Source organism: Robertmurraya massiliosenegalensis JC6 (assembly GCF_000311725.1).
Taxonomy (GTDB): domain Bacteria; phylum Bacillota; class Bacilli; order Bacillales; family Cytobacillaceae; genus Robertmurraya; species Robertmurraya massiliosenegalensis.
Genome location: NZ_HE978517.1, coordinates 15,707 through 35,544 on the forward strand (window position 1 = coordinate 15,707; position 19,838 = coordinate 35,544).

The 19,838-nt window shown below is 38.9% G+C and carries 20 protein-coding genes; 4 read left to right on the top strand and 16 right to left on the bottom strand.

The features are described from left to right. Positions 1-202: 202 nt before the first annotated feature. Together BMSHG_RS20870 and acpS are read right to left on the bottom strand one after the other, a co-directional pair. On the bottom strand, positions 203-1,222 hold the full coding sequence (locus BMSHG_RS20870; RefSeq protein ID WP_019156411.1) for a LolA family protein: 1,020 nt from the start codon (positions 1,220-1,222) through the stop codon (positions 203-205). A 153-nt stretch (positions 1,223-1,375) separates the two neighbouring features. Further along, positions 1,376-1,729 (bottom strand): holo-ACP synthase, encoded by a 354-nt coding sequence (acpS, locus tag BMSHG_RS20875; protein WP_019156412.1) that lies wholly within the window; start codon positions 1,727-1,729, stop codon positions 1,376-1,378. A 157-nt stretch (positions 1,730-1,886) separates the two neighbouring features. Between acpS and BMSHG_RS20880 the strand changes: the two genes are divergently transcribed. After that, positions 1,887-2,615 (top strand): rhomboid family intramembrane serine protease, encoded by a 729-nt coding sequence (locus BMSHG_RS20880; RefSeq protein WP_019156413.1) that lies wholly within the window; start codon positions 1,887-1,889, stop codon positions 2,613-2,615. A 15-nt stretch (positions 2,616-2,630) separates the two neighbouring features. Here BMSHG_RS20880 and BMSHG_RS20885 read toward each other — a convergent pair whose 3' ends face one another. From BMSHG_RS20885 to BMSHG_RS20915, 7 genes are all read right to left on the bottom strand, one after another. Continuing rightward, a complete protein-coding gene (locus BMSHG_RS20885) occupies positions 2,631-4,085 on the bottom strand; it encodes a PH domain-containing protein (RefSeq protein WP_019156414.1) in 1,455 nt (484 codons plus the stop codon). Continuing rightward, positions 4,078-4,557, bottom strand: coding sequence for a PH domain-containing protein (locus BMSHG_RS20890; protein WP_019156415.1), 480 nt, complete (start codon positions 4,555-4,557; stop codon positions 4,078-4,080). The genes BMSHG_RS20885 and BMSHG_RS20890 overlap by 8 nt, the downstream gene beginning before the upstream one ends. A 308-nt stretch (positions 4,558-4,865) precedes the next feature. Beyond that, a complete protein-coding gene (locus BMSHG_RS20895; protein WP_019156416.1) occupies positions 4,866-6,356 on the bottom strand; it encodes a DEAD/DEAH box helicase in 1,491 nt (496 codons plus the stop codon). Between the two features lie 645 nt (positions 6,357-7,001). After that, positions 7,002-7,691: an alpha/beta hydrolase gene (locus tag BMSHG_RS20900; RefSeq protein ID WP_019156417.1), complete on the bottom strand. Its 690-nt coding sequence runs from the start codon at positions 7,689-7,691 to the stop codon at positions 7,002-7,004. 101 nt (positions 7,692-7,792) lie between these two features. Beyond that, complete coding sequence (locus BMSHG_RS20905) at positions 7,793-9,160, bottom strand: globin-coupled sensor protein (RefSeq protein WP_019156418.1); 1,368 nt, start codon at positions 9,158-9,160, stop codon at positions 7,793-7,795. A gap of 232 nt (positions 9,161-9,392) precedes the next feature. Beyond that, positions 9,393-10,769, bottom strand: coding sequence for a UDP-N-acetylmuramoyl-tripeptide--D-alanyl-D-alanine ligase (locus BMSHG_RS20910; protein ID WP_019156419.1), 1,377 nt, complete (start codon positions 10,767-10,769; stop codon positions 9,393-9,395). Positions 10,770-10,795: 26 nt separating this feature from the next. After that, entirely contained in the window at positions 10,796-11,872 is a 1,077-nt protein-coding gene (locus BMSHG_RS20915; RefSeq protein ID WP_019156420.1) for a D-alanine--D-alanine ligase, read from the bottom strand. 332 nt (positions 11,873-12,204) lie between these two features. Between BMSHG_RS20915 and BMSHG_RS20925 the strand changes: the two genes are divergently transcribed. From BMSHG_RS20925 to BMSHG_RS20935, 3 genes are all read left to right on the top strand, one after another. Beyond that, entirely contained in the window at positions 12,205-13,395 is a 1,191-nt protein-coding gene (locus tag BMSHG_RS20925) for a dicarboxylate/amino acid:cation symporter (RefSeq protein WP_019156422.1), read from the top strand. Between the two features lie 159 nt (positions 13,396-13,554). Continuing rightward, positions 13,555-14,115, top strand: a complete 561-nt coding sequence (locus tag BMSHG_RS20930) for a tyrosine-type recombinase/integrase (protein WP_019156423.1) — start codon at positions 13,555-13,557, stop codon at positions 14,113-14,115. A gap of 47 nt (positions 14,116-14,162) precedes the next feature. Next, a complete protein-coding gene (locus BMSHG_RS20935) occupies positions 14,163-15,659 on the top strand; it encodes a potassium/proton antiporter (protein ID WP_019156424.1) in 1,497 nt (498 codons plus the stop codon). A gap of 63 nt (positions 15,660-15,722) precedes the next feature. On the opposite strand, the gene BMSHG_RS20945 is transcribed toward BMSHG_RS20935, so the two are convergent. Genes BMSHG_RS20945 through cobS form a run of 7 tightly spaced genes read right to left on the bottom strand, consistent with a single transcriptional unit; the run spans position 15,723 to position 19,838 of the window. Next, positions 15,723-16,349, bottom strand: a complete 627-nt coding sequence (locus BMSHG_RS20945; protein ID WP_019156425.1) for a histidine phosphatase family protein — start codon at positions 16,347-16,349, stop codon at positions 15,723-15,725. A gap of 12 nt (positions 16,350-16,361) precedes the next feature. Continuing rightward, positions 16,362-17,039, bottom strand: a complete 678-nt coding sequence (locus tag BMSHG_RS20950; RefSeq protein WP_019156426.1) for an AIR synthase related protein — start codon at positions 17,037-17,039, stop codon at positions 16,362-16,364. Continuing rightward, on the bottom strand, positions 17,036-17,524 hold the full coding sequence (locus tag BMSHG_RS20955; protein ID WP_019156427.1) for an ECF transporter S component: 489 nt from the start codon (positions 17,522-17,524) through the stop codon (positions 17,036-17,038). The genes BMSHG_RS20950 and BMSHG_RS20955 overlap by 4 nt, the downstream gene beginning before the upstream one ends. Continuing rightward, positions 17,505-18,098, bottom strand: coding sequence for a cob(I)yrinic acid a,c-diamide adenosyltransferase (locus tag BMSHG_RS20960; RefSeq protein ID WP_019156428.1), 594 nt, complete (start codon positions 18,096-18,098; stop codon positions 17,505-17,507). The genes BMSHG_RS20955 and BMSHG_RS20960 overlap by 20 nt, the downstream gene beginning before the upstream one ends. Continuing rightward, positions 18,095-18,511: a bifunctional adenosylcobinamide kinase/adenosylcobinamide-phosphate guanylyltransferase gene (locus tag BMSHG_RS20965; protein WP_019156429.1), complete on the bottom strand. Its 417-nt coding sequence runs from the start codon at positions 18,509-18,511 to the stop codon at positions 18,095-18,097. Before BMSHG_RS20965 ends, BMSHG_RS20960 begins: the two co-directional genes overlap by 4 nt. Beyond that, entirely contained in the window at positions 18,463-19,077 is a 615-nt protein-coding gene (locus BMSHG_RS20970) for a histidine phosphatase family protein (protein WP_161601804.1), read from the bottom strand. The genes BMSHG_RS20965 and BMSHG_RS20970 overlap by 49 nt, the downstream gene beginning before the upstream one ends. Further along, entirely contained in the window at positions 19,047-19,838 is a 792-nt protein-coding gene (gene cobS / locus BMSHG_RS20975) for an adenosylcobinamide-GDP ribazoletransferase (RefSeq protein ID WP_019156431.1), read from the bottom strand. The genes BMSHG_RS20970 and cobS overlap by 31 nt, the downstream gene beginning before the upstream one ends.

A 19,838-nucleotide genomic window follows, 5' to 3' on the forward strand; every position in this document is an offset into this window, starting at 1 on the left:
TAAGGCTTCTTGCTTCCTACTTGTCCGAATACCCTTCCGATTCGGACAAGTCTAAGGTACCAAAAATCGCGTGTGTCGACTAAAGGGTCCATAACGACAGATGTGGTGGAAAATTAAAAGATGATAGACAAGCTCAATGCATATGTGTTCAACTACAAACAAAAAGACTCTTCATCAAAGAAGAGCCTTGTTTAAGTTTCCTTTATTTCACCATGTCACCTTGAACTTCAACAGAACGGGCAAGCATTAGCATTTCTTCCTCTGCTAAGTCTTTAGAAGCAATTGTATAATCGACACCTTGGTAGGTCCATGACAATGAATTTGAGGACATTGCTCCAATCGTGAAACCTAGATCGGTTGGTTCTCCACTTACTGTTGTCGCTACCATTGTTGTAGGAACAACACTTGCTTTTTCTTGAATAAGTGTAAAGGATTTTTCCCCATCATATGTTAGAATAACTCTTTTTCCGTTTTCTGTTTCCATTGGTTTTTCTTCAATAAGTTCTACACCTGGAAGTTCGGCTGTAGGATATTTAACCGTGAATTCTTCATCCCCAAGATCCGCCATTACAGGTACTTCCAACTGTGCTCCAGTCATATTCTTCGCCATATCAAAGTCTTTTTTCTCAAAGGTCGCATTAAAGTCAGCGTCAGAGAATTCAACTGTGACAAGTGCTTTACGATCCGTATCCATCACTTTCACTGATACAGGAGTTAGATTCTTTTTATCTAGAGTAATTTCTTGAAGCGGAAGCATCTTATTGTTTTGGTAACGGGTTTTGGTTTCGAAGACATAATGCTCTTTTGTTGAAGTGAACTTTGCTTCCTTGTCCTCAATAATATCTTCAATTAGCGACTCATATAAATAAGCTTGGCTGCTATTTTCTGGCCAATCACTTTGGAATCGGAAGCTCTTATTAAGTGCCGGTGTTAACACAAAAACACCATCATCATTACGAAGAATCATTTGACTTTGATCCTTTTGAGCATTTTTTAAATCTACGCGATAGTAGGTAGGTTCCTTATGCCAAATTTCCACTTCATAGCTTTGAGGCTCAGTCCCCATTTGCAAAGTCATTTTTGCCTTAACCTTGTACCCTTTTAATTGTTGAAGCTTGCCATTCAAATCCTTTACAACATCTTCCTGCGATTTCGTACCACAGGCAGACAATACTAGCATTACCATCAGACCAGCGAGAAGCAGTACAACCCATTTCTTCATCCTTTCAACCCCTTTGTCTCATTTAAGCGTAGTTAGCTTCAGTGTTTGGAGAGAAAAAGACAGGCATTGGTTCTCGCCTACTTGTCTCCCCTATCGCACTATGAATATATGAGACAACCTTCGGGAATATGACGAGCCTTATGAGATTGGATGTTAAATTTTTTCGATTACAATCTGAGCAACCGCATACTCTTCACTATGTGAAATCGACAAATGAACCCCTTCACTAAACGGTTTTTGAATGATCGGCTTACCTTTTTCATCGCTAACCACTTCAATATCAAGAAAGGATAAATTTTTACCAATTCCTGAACCAATTGCTTTTGAAAAAGCTTCTTTTGCCGCAAATCTACCTGCTAAATATTCTACCTTGCGTTTTCCTTCGAGCATTTCGTAGCGTTCCTTTTCAAAAGGAGTTAAAATTCGCTCAGAAAACCGTGGCTGTCTTGCAATTATTTTTCCGATCCGTTTTAATTCCACAATATCGATCCCAATTCCCGTAATCATAAACATCTTCCTTCTCATTTTTCTATGTGGACAAACATAGTATGGTTGTGACTATGTAAATTTTTTTCAAAAAAGAACGTACATCAAGCTCATTTTTAGTTAATCACTTATAATGAATGTACATCCTCAAATTTTTTCTAACTAAGGAGGTTTTACTTTGTTTATTCGAACGGAAAGCTTTAAAGAGTTTCTCCGCTTCTATCCTGTCGTATCTTTTATTATCTTTTTACACATCTTAATATTCGTGCTCGTTTCCATCCCTTCCATCTTTCCTTCTGCATGGATTTTTGAAAGCATGATGGGAGTGAATTTGTATATTGTTCAAGGTGAATATTGGCGTTTAGTCACCCCTATTTTTGTTCATAGCGGGATTACACATATGTTATTTAACAGCTTTTCACTTGTTCTATTCGGTCCTGGTTTAGAAAGAATTCTCGGAAAGTCTCGTTTCATCCTTCTTTATTTAGCAACAGGGGTATTAGCCAATGTAGCAACTCTCATATTAAAGCCCCTTACTTACACACATGTTGGTTCAAGCGGAGCCATTTTCGGGATATTCGGTATTTATCTTGCCATCGTTTTCTTAAGAAAAGATATGATGTCTCGAGAGAATTCTCAGGTGATTTTAACAATTGCTATAATCGGAGTCATTATGACCTTTCTTCAACCAAATATCAATATTACTGCCCATCTCTTCGGATTACTAACAGGCTTTATTTTAGGCGCCATTCAAATCGGAAGAGGCAAAGCATTAACGGAATCTCTTCGAAATATCTCTTTTCAACGTCCTAACTACTCAACAGGCAGACCAAAATTCAATTCAAAAAATCTCATTTGGATCGCAATTGCCTTACTTGCGATTCTGGGGTTGTTAGGACGATTTTAAGAAAAAAGCGCCATTTTATTCGGCGCTTTTTTCATTCCTTGAATACCAATGATAAATCTGTAACACCTCTTCTTCTTCGAGATCAACTACCCTACCACCAGCTCCAGCAAATCCTGACATGATAGTTGCTTCAACGGAAGCCAAATCTTCCTTTTTCTGAAAAACACTTTCCTTCATCGATAATGACTGTATTTTATTTCTTTGCATAAGCACTGTATTTTTCCCGATCGTTCGAAAAGATAGCTTCAATTGGTTATCTTCCTGCTTCCATCCAGCATCGCGGTAGCATAAATAGGCCCATCCCGCAAAAATCGGGAGTAGAATTAACGTCAACAACCCCCATAATTGAAAGAAGAAAAGAAAAATAACGAGAATCGGAACGACAATAATCGTCCCTCTAAATAAATATCTTTTCAGTGCTCTTTTTGGCGCTGGCGTAATCTCATCGGTAAAGATATAACCTGGTATATTATTTTCAATAATCTCACGTATGCGGTTCTTTTTTATAAAAGGGAGAATGTTTGCGGAAGCTCCGTCTGTATCTCCTACAGAACCTCCTGCACTTTCAATAAACACACTAGCATAGCCTAATGGCTGCCTAATCAAGTTTTCACTTATTCGGATACCTTGAATGCGTTTAAGCGGGATCGTCAATTGTCTTTTCTCTAACAAGCCCCTTGTCACAATTAAATCATCGTCCACTTTTTTCAACGTAAAGTTCCCATATTTCAATAACATTCCCAATACTGCAACAAGCCAAGCAAGGACGAAACCTATAAAAATAAGAATACTTACCAAAATAACTCCACTTGAAATGATTTCTTCGATTTCATGGAAAACCGTTTCATACGGAATCAGCTCTTCAAACTGCACAATAAATGCAAATACGGCTGAAATAACTACTCCTATCCCACCTGATGTTGAAGCGAGTAAAATTAATTCTTTCATGGTGATTTTATAAATAATTTCTTCTTTTCGCTCAGGGAATTCTTCCGTTTCCATTTCAGAGTTAGGGCGCCCACTTGCTCGATTTTTCTGGAGAATATCTTGAATCTCACTTGCTGCCTCTTTTGTGATCGCTGTTAATACCGCTTCAGCCTCAAGTCCGCTTGAACCTGCTGTTTCTACCTTCACTTTTACCAGTCCAAATGGACGATGGATGATCCCTTCTGACAAATCTAAGCTTTGAATCCGTTCAAAAGGAATGTATCGTTTGTTTCGCACAAATAGCCCATGTTCGATTCGAAGTTCCCCTTCTTCAATTCTATATGTATAACGAAACCAACTAATGATTGCAGAAACGATAATAAGTAGAACTACAACTCCTGCAATTAGAAAGGGGAGCAGTTCAAAACTGAATCCTTTACTACCAAATACAACAAAAAGTAAGAACGGGATAATTAATTCTTTAAGAATTTTAAGGACATTCAAAATGGCTGCGATCGGATGAAGTCGTTTTGGTTCAGACATCCTCATCCGCCACCCTTGCAAGCCTGGAAATGAACACTCTTAATTCTTCAGCCTCTTCTAATTCTAAGGCAGGGATTTCATGAGTAGTTGCTGCTGTCGATATATTTACCGTTGCTAACTTATACTTTCTTAAAATCGGACCTTGCTGTGTATCGACATGCTGAACACGAATCATTGGCACCAATGTTCTACGAACGATCACAATCCCCCGCTGAAGTTCAATCTCCTGTTCTCTTACTTCATATCGCCAACGTTTCCATCTTAAAGTTGGAAACAAAAAGATGATTAAGTAGGAAAAAATTAAAAATATAAGTGCAGCAATCACAATGATCCATTTCGGCCAATCAAAACTAATTGTTAAACCTATGATTCCTCCACATAGCAATAACATAAAGAAACTGTAGATAGCTCCTGTTATTCGCCATACTGGCAATGCTCGTTCTGAAATTCTTTTTTGTGGTTGTAATAGCATTACGTGCTCCTCCTAAAAAATACAATAAGTCCATTTTCACCATGTTGCGTTAGTAGCAACCTTCTATTTTACGAAAACTTCAGGGCATTAGTTTCAAATTCTATCTCAATTTTTAAAATTATCAGCTGATATATTAAAATTTACACCAAAATCAAGGATTTAACGTGTGGATATGGACGCATAGATTGTAATTATATCGGTCTAAATCAATATTTCGGTCAAATCGACCATGTTATCGGTCTAACCCCATTTTACCCGATTTCAACAAGCATATAAGAAAAAGAGCACATCACTGTGCTCTCCTCTACTTACTTGAAACTATTTGATCTTGATTTATTGTTATTGTTGCTTTGACGTCTTCCACCTTGACCCTGACCTTGGCCTTGTCTTGGTTTGTAAGAACCTCTCTTACGGTCGCGAGAGTCAAACTTACCACCGCCACGACGATCGCCTCCGCCTGAACGTCTCTCTCTCTTATTCGGAAGAGGTTTTTCTTCTGTAAGTTTTACAGGTGTTGTATCCGGCTCTTTTGTTAACATTTTCAAAACAGCTGCCACAACAGTTGTTGCGTCCTGTTGCTCTAATAATTCCTCAGCAGCTTGCTTGTAAAATTGAAGATTATTGGCATCGATCGATTGAAGAATTTTCTCCAGTACAGCTTTTTGCTGTCCTTCTAAAGCCTCATCTAATGTTGGTGGCTTCATCTTATCCATTTTTCTCTTCGTTGTTCTTTCCACAACGCCCAAGTAAGATTTTTCACGAGGCGTGATGAATGTCATCGCTACGCCTTCCTTACCAGCACGACCAGTACGTCCAATACGGTGAACATAGCTTTCTGGATCCTGTGGAATATCGAAATTATACACATGAGTGACACCGGAAATATCTAAACCACGCGCTGCCACATCGGTAGCGACTAACACATCAATAGATCCTTCCTTAAACTTGCGCAGAACGGATAAACGTTTTGCTTGGCTTAAATCCCCATGAATGCCTTCGGCCATATAACCGCGAAGGTTTAGGGCTTCTGATAGCTCATCAACTCTTCTTTTCGTACGACCAAAGACAATTGCTAACTCTGGTGTTTGAATGTCAAGAAGTCTTGTCAAAATATCAAATTTGCTCTTCTCTTGTACTTCTATATAATATTGCTCAATTAAAGGAACCGTCATTTCTTTAGTTTTAACACGTACAATTTGTGGGTTCTTCATGAACTTTTCAGCCATTCTTTGGATAGGAGCCGGCATCGTTGCAGAGAACAACAATGTTTGACGCTCTTCAGGTGTTTTTGAAAGAATCGCTTCAATATCTTCAATGAAGCCCATATTTAACATTTCATCTGCTTCGTCTAGAACAACGGTATGAATGTTTTCTAAGCGAATTGTTTTACGATTAATATGGTCTAAAATACGTCCTGGAGTTCCGACAATAATCTGTGGATGATTCTTCAACGCTCTGATTTGGCGATTAATATCTTGACCACCATAGATAGCAAGAACTCTTGCTCTTTTTCCGTAGCCAATTTTATAAAGCTCTTCTGAAACCTGAACAGCTAATTCACGAGTTGGAGCAATAACAATTCCTTGAATCACATTCGAATCCTTATCAATTTTATCAATCATAGGAATACCAAATGCAGCTGTTTTTCCTGTACCCGTTTGTGCTTGCCCAATTAGATCCTTATTTTCTAAGCTCAATGGAATCGTTTCTGACTGTACTGGAGTTGCCTCCTCAAATCCCATTCTCTTTAATGATTTCATCGTTGCCGAGCTAATTCCTAAATCTTCAAACTTCGTCAATGTTTTTCATTCTCCTTCTTCTTTAGAAAACTGCGTAGCGCCTTCAAACTATTCTAACATCCTTCATGATAATTAGAAAAAATCAACCAATCATCCAACTTACAGAGAGAAGTAGGGAATTTGCGGTGGATAGCATTCTTCCCTTAAAAAGAGCATCTACATATTCAGCCGAACGTAGACTTTCCACTCTCTCATAAACATTTTATCGAGATTCCAACCTGTTATCTAAATTCATTTAGAAACAAAAATGGAGCTAACAGTTTTCTTTATTTATAATTTTTATTTCTGAATCCTTTTCATATGCAAGCAAAGGAAAAAACGAATATTTATGCAGACTTTCACTAGTTTCTTCATCTGCCTATAATGTGAAATGGACTCTTTAAAAATAACATCCCGTTCTTATCTTTCACCAATCGAAAAAAACTTATTTCATGAATCTCTATAATCTAAGTCATGGAAATAATATCTCTGTTTTGCCAAGGGGTTAGCAAATCAAACCTGCTTTAAAGTGAAAAAAAGACATTCTCCAGTTGGAGTATGTCCGAAATGAAATTCTCGTTGACACTTTGAATTAAGTTTATCACTTTAAAGAGTTGAATGCAATGCAAGGGAGCGATCGCACACGAATATTTTTAATTCGAGAGGTCAGTGTCTCTCCAAAAAATCAACAATTTCACAGAAAAGCTTATCACTTTCGTTGCAGTGACATATAAGATGCTTCGATTCTTTAAGGTAAATCAACTTCTTTTCTGGGGCTGCAATGTTTTCGTATAAGTATTGCGCACTCCTCGGCGGAACAACCCCATCACTTTCCCCTTGGGCAATTAAAGTCGGAATCGTGACTCGATTGATCAATGGTTTTATACTTGCTACAAGCTTTCTAAATTGTAGAGTAGCTGCAATCGGGGTTTCTTTTACCTTTCGAGAATAGCGAATGAACAGCTCATTCTCTTTTAAACGCCCTTTTAACGTATCTTTAAACATATCAGCAACATCCACCATTAATTGCTTCGGATTCACATAATATGCCGCTGCACTAAGGAGAATTAATTTATCGATCGGATAGTGAACTGCTAAATAGCTTGCAATCAAGCCACCCATCGAGAATCCAATCACATACACCGTATCACATGTTTTTAAAAGGGTTTTTAACTCCTCTTCAGCATGCTCAATCCATTGATTATAACTTATCCCTTTGAGTGTTAGGTGCTCTCCATGTCCCGGAAGTGTCGGAACCACAATATTCCAATCGGTATATTTTTTAAAATGATGAACGAGAGGTTCTACCTCAGTAGGATTACCTGTGAATCCATGTATACATAAGCAGCCAATCAATTCAAACACCACCTCACTCTAAAAGTGTCGCTCAAAATGGGGATCTACCTATATTTTACACCTTATTCAAGAAATGATACTAGTGATACACTTTTCCAAATTTAGCTTTGAAATTTATCCGTTAAATCCGTATTTAAATAACTTAATTGCTCTGCCATTTCCGCAATTTGATAAGAGGCTTCTGCTATTTCATCAAATGTCTTCTTAAATTCACGAATAAATGCTCTGAAATGGTGGATTCGTCCATCGTTTGATTTAACATTGTCCACTGACTCTTCAAGCAATTGAATAATACCCCGATTCGTTTCTCGAAAAAGGCTCGCTTCCTCTGCCATTTGTAAAAAACTGTGCTCAAACTTATCGATCGTCTCTTGAACCGCACCAATTTGCCCTTGAATATGATCAAGCGCTTGTTCTGTTTGGCTTGCTAACTTTCTTACCTCTTGGGCAACAATTGAGAAACCTTTCCCATGCTCTCCAGCTCTTGCGGCTTCAATTCCAGCATTCAACGACAAGATATTCGTTTGATTTGATATTCCTCTAATCGTTTTCACAACCTGGCCGATATTTTTTTGACTAACACTCATCTCTTCTGTGAGTGCTTTCGTTCTTTCAATTAGATCAACTACCTTATCGACCTTCGTTAACGCTTCAGACACATTCTCTTTTCCTCGGTCAACGGTTTCTATCATCACTTTTGATGAGGATGTTATGCTCTCGATTTCCGATAACATTTCCTTCACCAGTTCTTCTTTATCAGATATGGAGGATGTTGTTTCCTCCGCGGTAGCTGCCAATGTCGTCGATGATTCATTCAATCGACTTTGGAGTTCTTTAATTTCATTGAGTTTCATCATCGAGGATGTGTAGGACTCAATATACGTTTGAATTCCGATTTGCATATCAAAAGAGCACAGCCTTTGGAAGGATAAATAATACTTCATCACCTCTTCCCAAGTATTTAACTCCCTCGTTAATATTTGCAACATTTCATTTTGAATCAGCGTATAAGCCCCAATATACCACTCTGGAAAAAGGCCAATTCGGTTATGAACCTGACCAATTATTTTACGGCTGCGAATATATTCTTCCCCGATTTCTCCAGAAACCATATCCAGTAGATACTGTGTTAATGTTTTCTTTAATTTTTCGATCGTTGAATATTTATTTATAATTTCCATTAAATTCGGCATATCCTGAAGCTTGCTATAAAATGCGTCAACAATTGTCGGAGCATGTTTCTCAAGAATTGGTTTTAAGTTCACTAAGTTATTCACGTCTACTTCTGATAGTCCAACAAATTGTATTTGTCTTCCTACACTCTGACTCTTATGCAAGTGAAACGATTGTGAAGAATGGCTGGATGGATCGCCCTTTTCCACCACATCACTATTCAACTTACCCTTTGCAAATAAACGAATTGCCCCAACCTGACTATCTAATAACCCTTTGAATGGACATCCACTCATATTCTTCCTCCTACCTCTCACGCAACTAAAGTCCTATATGAAGTCAGTATATATGAACCTGTCCCCTGAATCGCTAAGACATATTACAAAATGATGAATATTGTTTAGGAGAACGAAAAAAGAAACCTAATATAGTCAGGTTTCTTTCTTCAAATGGTTAGTTTGCCATTTATCGTAATGATTGTGGTTTATTCGCAAATGATTAAAAAGAAGAATGTTTGCGACAGAGCCTTTATTTTTGAAGCTTTTGCACAATTTCCTCCAGCTTCATGCCTCGGGATCCTTTTACTAAAATTAATGTTTGTGCATTTGTAACTTTCTTCAGTTTCTGCAACAATACATCTTTATCTAAAAAGGAGTGGACACGATCTTCAGGAAAGTTTCCCTTTGCCCCATCGGCAATGTACTCACCTAGTTTGCCATAGGTAAAAACATAATCGATCTGGTCTGGGTTAATCTCTTGTCCCACGCCATAATGAAAGGAATTCTCTTCTGGTCCTAATTCCAACATATCTCCAAGGACAAGGATTTTCTGTTCATACCCTGATAAACTTGTGACTAATTCGATCGCTGCTTTCATAGAAGTTGGACTAGCATTATATGCATCGTTTATAACCTTTTCTCCGTTGCTGCCCTCGACAAGTTCCATCCGCATATTCGTCACCTTTAACGTCGAGAAGGCTTCATTCATCTTTTCATAAGGAATGCCAAAATAATGAGCAACAAGCATACCAGCTAACGCATTAAGAATATTATGGGTACCTAACACCGGAAGTTCAAACTCATATGGCAAACCATTTACTTTAAAATGGCTACCTGTATCTGTTTGCACAATGTCCATCGGGTATAACGTATTATAGTCAAAGCGCCCAAATGTACTTTGTTGCGCATTCCCCTCAAAGCTCTTCAATCTTTCAAATAAAAGCGGCTCATCCCCATGATAGACAATTAGACCATTATCCATTAACCCTTTAACGATCTCGAGCTTAGCATCGGCAATCCTTTCCCGTGAACCTAAATCTTGAAGATGCGCTTCTCCGATATTCGTAATAATCACCGCAGATGGGCGCGCAAGTTTCGTTAAAAACTCGATTTCGCCAATGCTGCTCATACCCATTTCAAGAACTGCAATTTCCGTATCTCCTTCTAGTCCCAGTATCGTTAATGGTAAGCCGATATGGTTGTTGAAATTCCCCTCGGTTTTTTGCACTTTGTACTTAAGTCCTAGAAGAGATGCTGTAATATCTTTTGTCGTTGTTTTTCCATTACTACCAGTAATGCCTACCACTTTAACATCCAGATCTGAACGATAGCTGCGCGCAAGCTCCTGTAGTGCTATAAGGGTATCTTCAACAACAATAATAGGTAAACCAAGAGGAGGGTTGGGCACATCTTTTTGCCACAACGCCGCTGCCGCTCCCTTGTTCAAAGCTTCTTCTACAAAACGGTGACCATCAACCTGTTCCCCTTTAAATGGGACGAACAAGTTTCCCTTTTCTATTTTCCTTGTGTCAATCGTAACCCCATTGAACTCAACATGGGCAAACTGCTCAGGGTAATGGTCAATCCTTATCATTTTTTCTATCTGTTTAATCGTATTCCTGATCACAGACCGCAACCTCCAAATATTTTCACTTAAAAGGAATATTTAATCTTTTGCTTTTCCTCGTATCTTTCTAATCCGAGCTCAACGAGACGTTCAATTAGCTGTGGATAGTCTACCCCTGTATGCTTCCATAGGAGCGGGAACATGCTAAAAGGTGTAAATCCCGGCATTGTATTCACTTCGTTAATGTACGCTTTGCCATCTTTTGTTAGGAAGAAGTCGGCCCGTACTAACCCTGAACAATCAAGAGCTTTAAAAGCACGAATCGCTAGTTCTTGTAGCATTGCATACTCACTTTCTGTTAGTTCAGCAGGAATGACTAGTGCTGTATTGCCATCTTCATACTTGGCTTTATAATCATAGAATTCAACCTTTGGAATAATTTCACCAGCCACCGAACATATTGGTTTATCATTTCCTAAAACACCAAGCTCTACTTCTCTCGCTACGATGCCTTGTTCAATAATAATTTTTCGGTCAAACTGAAAAGCTTCTTCGAATGCCGCTGCCAACTGCTCACGATTGGAACATTTGCTAATCCCCACGCTTGAACCAAGATTAGCAGGCTTTACGAAACAAGGATAATCAATCTCTTCTTCAACAAGTGTATACGCTTTTTCCTGGTTGCTTTCCCATTCGCTCCGGATAAACCAAACATAATTCACCTGCGGAAGCCCTGCCTGCGCAAAAATGTTTTTCATAATGACTTTATCCATTCCCGCTGAAGATGCCAGAACCCCATTTCCAACGTAAGGAAGATTTAATAATTCCAACAGCCCTTGAACAGTGCCATCTTCCCCATTTGGTCCGTGGAGGAGTGGAAAAACGACATCATAAGAACCTTCATTTTGCTCAGCTTGAAAAAGAGTGGGTGCTAACGCGGTCGGTGGCAATGCTTCTCCTTGAGTAAATTGAAGCGAAGCTACATTTTCGACCTTTCCAGTTAATAATGGTCCTTTAATCCATTCCCCATTTTCAGCAATATAGATTGGATGAATATCGAATTTATCATGATCTAACGCATTTATAACGGCAAGTGCTGTTTGTAAGGAAACCTTATGCTCTGCGGATTTCCCACCATACAATAACCCTAATTTTGTCTTCATCGGACGTTCCTCCATTTTTGAGCTTAAACTTTAGCCCTTCTTTACTTATATCTTCTACAAACCCTTCTCTATTTTATCACTTAATCGAAAAAGGACGAGGGTAAGAAGAAATATTTTTAAGCGTTTTTTATCTTCATTCTTATATGTATGAAAACAAGTGCTTGCTTTAAACCAATTATACAATCTTCTAGGGCCCAGAACCTTATACAATAGTTCGAATACATTGAATAATTTAATTTTACTGAAATAATATTTTCCTCTTAACAGATCAAATAAAAGCATGTATAATCAATCCATCTTACAAAAACATTTGTATTTCTAAGGAGGACACAATGAAAAAGCTCGGACTTTTACCCCGGATTATTCTCGCCATCGGTCTTGGTATAGGAATTGGCTTCATCTCACCTGAATGGCTTATTAAGACTTTTGCCACTTTTAATGGTTTATTTGGCAACTTTCTCGGCTTTGCTATTCCCTTAATCATCATTGGTTTCATCGCTCCTGGTATTGGTACGATGGGTCGGGGAGCAGGGAAACTTCTTGGCACGACTGCCGGATTGGCATATGGTTCTACTATTTTAGCTGGTTTCTTAGCCTTTTTAGCTGCTACAAATCTTTATCCAAGCCTTTTAAAAAACCAGTCCTTAACAGCATTTGAAAATCCTGAAGAGGCTTTATTGTCTGGCTATTTCCAAGTTGAAATGCCACCCATTATGGGTGTTATGACCGCATTGCTACTCGCCTTCGTCCTAGGACTGGGAATGGCTGCGATTAAAAATAATTCATTGCTTCATGTCATGAACGACTTCCGCTCTATTGTTGAAAAACTAATTGAAAAAGTTATTATTCCATTGCTTCCAATTCACATTTTCGGGATTTTTGCCAATATGACTTATGGAGGTCAGGTTGGCGCAATTATGAGTGTGTTTGCAAAAGTGTTTGTCATGATCATTGCGCTTCATATTATTTACTTATTGATACAATATTCAGTAGCAGGTACGGTCTCTAAACAAAATCCTTTAAGATTATTAAAAGAAATGACGCCTGCCTATTTTACAGCACTTGGAACACAATCTTCAGCTTCAACGATTCCCGTCACCTTAATGCATGCCAAAAAAATAGGTGCACGTTCAAAAATTGCTGATTTTTCTATACCATTGCTGGCAACGATTCATTTATCTGGGAGCACGATCACCCTTGTTAGCTGCGCAATTGCTGTCATGATGCTCCAAGGACAAGTAATTACTTTTGCAGCAATCCTTCCATTTATTTTAATGCTGGGGGTCACAATGATCGCTGCTCCAGGAGTTCCTGGGGGAGCCGTTATGGCTGCACTTGGCTTATTAGAAACGATGCTAGGCTTCGATTCCATGATGCTCTCTCTCATGATCGCTCTATATTTAGCGCAAGACAGTTTTGGTACAGCATGTAATGTCACTGGGGACGGTGCTTTAACTGTCATTGCTGATAAAATGTCAGGTAAACACGACTCGCTTGGACAAACAGTAGAAAAAGCTAGCTAATAAAAACGCAGGCGATACACGATAACGATCGGTTCAAACCGTTATCGTGTATCAGATCTGTGTTTTTTTTGCATATTAAAAAATCAATATTCTTGAGTTTTATGTTACATAATTATATAATTAAACTAGATTGTGTAACATTAGAGAAAGGAAGAAATGATGAATACCGTTGATGCGATTAAAAATCTTTCTCAAATTAACAAGATGAAAGAATATTTAAAAACTCGCTCCACTCGCGATTACTGCCTATTCCTACTCGGAATCAATACAGGAATTCGAATTAATGAGTTGATACATCTTCGTGTCAGTGATGTCATGACCGCAGACGAAAAGGTGCGTGATTTCCTCGATTCCGCTGCTTATGCAAATCCTCCTGTCTATTTTAATAGAATGGTGCGTGAAGCCATTCAAGATTGCATTCACTCAGAAGGACTCGAACATGATGATTATCTGTTTAAATCAAAAAAAACAATGAGTCCTATTTCGCGACAACAAGCCTATCGAATTATTAGTGAGGCGGCGAGGTATTCTGGAATAGAGGGCGCAATTGGCACCACCACTTTGAGAAAAACGTTTGGATATCATGCCTATCAAAAAGGGATTGCGATCTCATTGATTCAAAAAAGACTACAACAATCTACCCCTTCTGAGACGATTCAATTTATCGGATTGGCGAATGAAAGACATTCCCTTCCTATTATTCTCGATGTAAATCTTTAACATAACTCTAATATAATTTAGATTCGCTTAGAAAGAGAGCTGATATTATGACAATAACGGATTCATTTGTACTACTTGCAGCTACCTTTTTGATTGTCGGTGTGTTAACGACGAAGTTCTCCTCCCGTCTAGGTGTTCCTTCCCTCGTGCTCTTTATTATGGTTGGGATTATTATGGGCAGTGATGTATTAGGAATTATTTATTTTGATAACGCTCAAATTGCCCAAATGATCGGAATTTTAGCTCTTATTATTATCCTATTTGAGGGCGGAATTCAAACCAGTTGGAAATCTGTAAAAAGCGTGATGGTCCCATCCCTTTCCCTTGCAACTTTAGGGGTTTTGCTCACATCGGGAATTGTTGCTGTTGCAGCAAAGTTCATTCTAGACATCGGATGGCTACAATCGATCCTCTTTGGTGCTATCGTCGGTTCAACTGATGCAGCTGCTGTATTTGCTGTCTTAAAAGGACAAAATATTAAACCAAAAATCTCTGCTACATTAGAAGCAGAGTCTGGCTCCAACGATCCAATGGCCGTACTATTAACCATCTCTGCAATCGAACTAATTATGAACCCAAATGCGAATGTTTTTGGCATGATCGGTCTATTTATCGTACAGATTGTCGTTGGTCTTCTCCTTGGATTGGTTTTTGGAAAACTAGCTGTTTTTGCCCTAAATCGGATTAACCTCGATTCCAGTGGACTGTATCCGGTGTTTGCCATCGCCTTCGCCTTACTAACATACGGATTTACCGCCTTTTTAAATGGAAGTGGCTTACTTGCCGTTTATATCGCAGCCATTATAATTGGGAATGCAGAAACAATCGCTTATAAGCATTCGATTTTTCGTTTTTCAGAAGGGTTTGCTTGGATGATGCAAATCTTAATGTTTGTCATCTTAGGATTACTCGTATTCCCTTCCCATCTTTTCACATGGGATATCCTTTTTAAAGGATTGATTATGTCGCTCATTCTCATGTTGGTTGCAAGACCCATCGCCGTGTATCTCTCCACATTAAAAATGGGATACACTAGAAATGAAGTCATTTTTCTGTCTTGGGCAGGACTAAAAGGTGCTGTACCAATCGTGTTAGCAACATATCCTCTTTTAGCTGAAGTGGATGGAAGCAGCCTCATTTTTAACGTCGTATTCTTCGTTGTGTTAACAAGCTGTCTTATTCACGGCTCAACGATTACAATCTTAGCGAAAAAGCTAGGACTAACCGGTCCGAAAAAGACGACCCCAATGCATACGTTAGAGCTTGTATCACTTGGAAAAGCTGACGCAGAAATGTTGGAGTACGAGATTGAGGATGACGCAGAAGTAGTAGGAGAGACTCTAATTGACATTCCTTTCCCAGAAGGTGCACTCGTCAATGCCATTATTCGTAATGATAAGCTTGTTACGCCTACAGGAAATACCGTTATTGAAGCTGGAGATTTCTTATATGTATTAACCTCAAGGAAAAACACGAATAAAATAAAGAAACTATTAGAAAAGAAAAAAATACAAGAAAAAGTAATCGAAATTGAAACGGTTTAAGAATTAAAAAATCCTCTATGAAAAATGTTCATCCAACCAATATTTTTCATAGAGGATTTCCATTTATTTTTCATCAAGACGAACTGCTTCTTTATGAGTAATATCCCCCTCAAGCACTAATGACCTTTTACCTTCAACCAGTTTGACTATACTTAAGCTTGTTCCCTCAATATAAGGAGGTTCCCAAACACGATCTAATGAGCGTTCTTTCAAGATGGTCTGCAGCACTTTAATCACGACGCCATGTGTGACAATGAGTATATGACCAGTTGGATGCTTTAACTCCAGATCCATTAACACAGACTCTATCCTTCTCTTTACATTTTCAAAAGATTCACCCGTCCCTTTGAAAAGAGTTGGCTTCTCTTGATAGAAATGAAAAAGCTCGGGCTCAGACTGTTGAATTTCGAGAGTTGTTCGACCTTCCCAAGATCCCAAATGAATTTCCATTAGCCTTTCATCTGTCTTTAAAGGTACCATCCTATCTTCCATAATCAATTTTGCAGTCTCAACAGTGCGCTTACTCGGACTTGCATAGACGACATCAAAATCTATAGTAGAAAGCCTTTTTCCTAACAGTTTCGCATCGCGAATTCCATTTTCGGTTAAATCGGAGTTCAGTCTCCCCTGTAAACGATTTTCCACATTCCATCTTGTTTCCCCATGTCTTGTAAAAAATAATTGTAGCACTCTTTCTCCTCCTCATTGTAAAGGATGAAAATATCCTCCGGACAATTGTGCAAGTTCGCTTTCTTTTTCTTTTCGATAAAGGAGCAAAAAGCTTGTCGCAGGACCTCCTGATTTCTGAAAATCAATGTCACGAGATGCTTTTATTAGATTCAATCTTTGTAGTTCGTAAGCAATCCCTTTCGAACCAACTGGCCAAACCGTAACATCCTCTCTCAAACTTAGCTGGTAAAAAAGAGAGAGTGGAGCCACTTGATGAGCAAAAACCATGACTTCATTTCCTACTAACGGGAGACCTATTAAAGCAACCTCTGGGGATTCTATCATTCTATTCGTACTTGTTCTCATGCCAATAACGTTCAAACCAACAGCTGATTGCAGCAGAGGAAAATTACTTTCTGTGCTCCCAGTTATGTTCATATCAGCCATTTTTAATTCATCGATCCCCTTTTGAACGCCAGATACGAGCCCATCCCATTCTTGTTCACCACAAAAATTTTGTATCGTCACAGCAATCGGTCTAGCTCCAGCAGCCAAGCAGTCCATCACTGCTACTCGAAAAGAAAAATAGCCGACTGTATCATAGCTAACTTTCACATGATCTCGTTCTTTCAAACCAATCCCACCACTATTATCGGTTGTGATCACAAGGGAGTCTTTATCATCAATGGGAATGATCAGCGCATCCCTCATCCCTTCACCGTTCCTTTTTCATATGCCCCTTTAAAGATGGGACTTAATCTAGGGATGAGTAATAGAGCCACCACTGTATTGATGACAGACCCGATCAATAAAGAAGGAAGGAGTGCCGTGTAAAATGGGATTCCGTAGAAATATATAAATGGCAACGGTGCAAGAATCGCGTTACCAAAGACAAAAAAGGCACTAGCTAACCACTTTCTTTTCCATAAATGAGCAAAACAAAAAACAAGAATCCCCATTTCTACGGCTACTATGAAGTGGAGTGGCCCCATCATCATTCCTCCTAAAAGAGCGGAGACGATATGACCAAGTGCAGCTACAATCGCACCTGGAACCCCACCAAAAAAAGTAGCAGCTAGTAAAGCTGGAAAAGCATCTAACGCCACACTGCCAGTAATCGCAGGAATTTTTATACTCGCACCAACAACAGATAAACCAATAAAAACAGCGAGGAGACTAATCTTCCTTCCGTTCATCTTTTCGTTTTCCTCCTCTAAATACATTGGCACTTCGAATGTATTCCACATCCTTCACATTCAGGCGAAAATTAATCACACGGGCTAAACCAAAGAAGTAATCGGAGAGACGATTTAAGTATTGGAGACATACGATCGGTGTCGTATCATCGGATTTCAGTAAACTAACGACTTGACGCTCAGCTCTTCTCGTTACGGTTCTGGCAATGTGGATCGTCGCAGAAGCTTTCGCCCCACCTGGTAAAATAAACCGTTCAAGTTCAGGTGCCTCATCAATTAGTTCATCAATTCTGCTTTCTAAATACGTAATTGCTTCCTCGGTTAATTTTGGTTGACGCTTTTTTGTTATGTTGGCTAAGTCGCCACCGCAATCAAATAATTCATGCTGTATTTTCTCTAAATCTGCGAGAACATCTTTAAACAACTCTTCATCCAATTCCGTTACAGCCTGCCCAACAAAGCAATTTACTTCATCTACTGTTCCATATGCTTCAACACGAATATCATCCTTATCCACTCTGCCACCAATAATACTGGTTTGCCCTTTATCACCTGTTTTCGTATACAGTCTCATTGTACTTCCTCCTTAATCGTTTGATTAATGCCGTACCAAATCACATCTACTTGCTTACATAAAGCCACCAAATCTTGATACACCCAACCTGTTCGGTCACGCCAATCGCGATGTTCTTTTTCAATCGGAACAATTCCTTTCGAAATATCTGTTCCGATGAAAATGACATAGCGGGATGAGTCTACTTGCTCCCACTCTAACCACTTCTCAAGTACTTTCGTCCATTCTTCTCGACTATTAGCACTTGCCTTTACCCACTGCTCCATTCCTTCTAAAACAACGACTGGTGCCTCAGCTTCCTCGGGGAATGATTCTGATTCTCCGCTGTATGCTGAAATCCATTTTGCTTCAGGGAATTTGGTTCTTACCCATTTGCTTTTTCCGTTAAAGGCACCTCCCGTAACGAAATGCATCGGTCTCCCCTCCTTAACTGTTCCAAATCAAATAACAACTCATAACCATTACCATGGACGATAGACCAATCCCAAAACTCTCTTTCTTCAGGGGCAAATCGACTTAATAAATATTTAATTACGCCGCCATGGGTAACGATCAAGGGTCGAGTAACATTTTTCTCCATTACGAAATGACAAACACGCTCCCACCCTTTATCGATTCGATTAGCAAATTCAGTGAACGATTCCCCATTTGGCGGTGAATAGACAACCGGATCGTTAAGCCAATTCTGGTAACTCCTATCTCCTTGTAATTGCTCATATGTTTTTCCTTGAAAAACCCCAAATTGCATTTCTCTCAATTCCGTTACCGTTTCTGGAACAATTGCAGGAAAGAGAAGCTTCATCGTATGTAAACAACGGTGAAGATCGCTACTTACAAAAAAGTCATAGTTATCCGGCTTTAATTGATAAGAGGATAACTTTGAAATCGCTTCAGCTGTTAATGGTGAATCATTCCATCCCATATATTGCTTTCTTTTATTCCCTTCTGTTAAACCATGGCGAAATAATGTAATAACCACAGCGTCATCCATAATATAATTTCAGTCCCTTCTACCGATGCTCCTAGTATATCTCCCGTTATGCCACCAAACCATTTCTTCGTTTTTGCACGGACGAACCAATAACAAAGAAGTGCTACTCCTATAAAAATGAGCAATGGCCAGAAGAAATCTTCCCACCAATTAAGAAGAATAGCTGAAAAAAGAAGCAAATAAAATGGATATACGACTAAAGATTTCCTACTTCCTGCTTCCTGAAAAAGAGCAGCGAGACCATCCTTTTTGGCAGAAGGAATGGTTACTAACACCAATCCCATGACACTTTTTCCAAGAAAAGGGATGAACATAATCATAAAATAGCTTACAAAAGTCATTGAGCTAATGATTTCATAGATAAATAAAAACCTACTACTCAATAGAACAATTACTGATATAACACCAAATGCTCCACTCCTAGGATCTTTCATAATCTCTAATCTCTTCGCCTGATCCTGGTAAGAAAAGTAAGCGTCACTTGCATCCATCCATCCATCTAGATGAATGCCCCCTGTTATAATAATCATGACAAGCCAAATCAAGAAAGCCATTGCTAAAACAGAAAATGGCGACCACTCATTTAATAGGTACAATAACGTACTGTACACTACCCCTTGCAGTAATCCGACTAATGGAAACGTTTTGATACTACTCCTGAGATGTTGTTGATCCATAGGGAGAGCAGAGCGAATCGGTACCGCAGTAAAAAATTGCAGGTTCAATAAGAATCCTTTTATAATATTCAC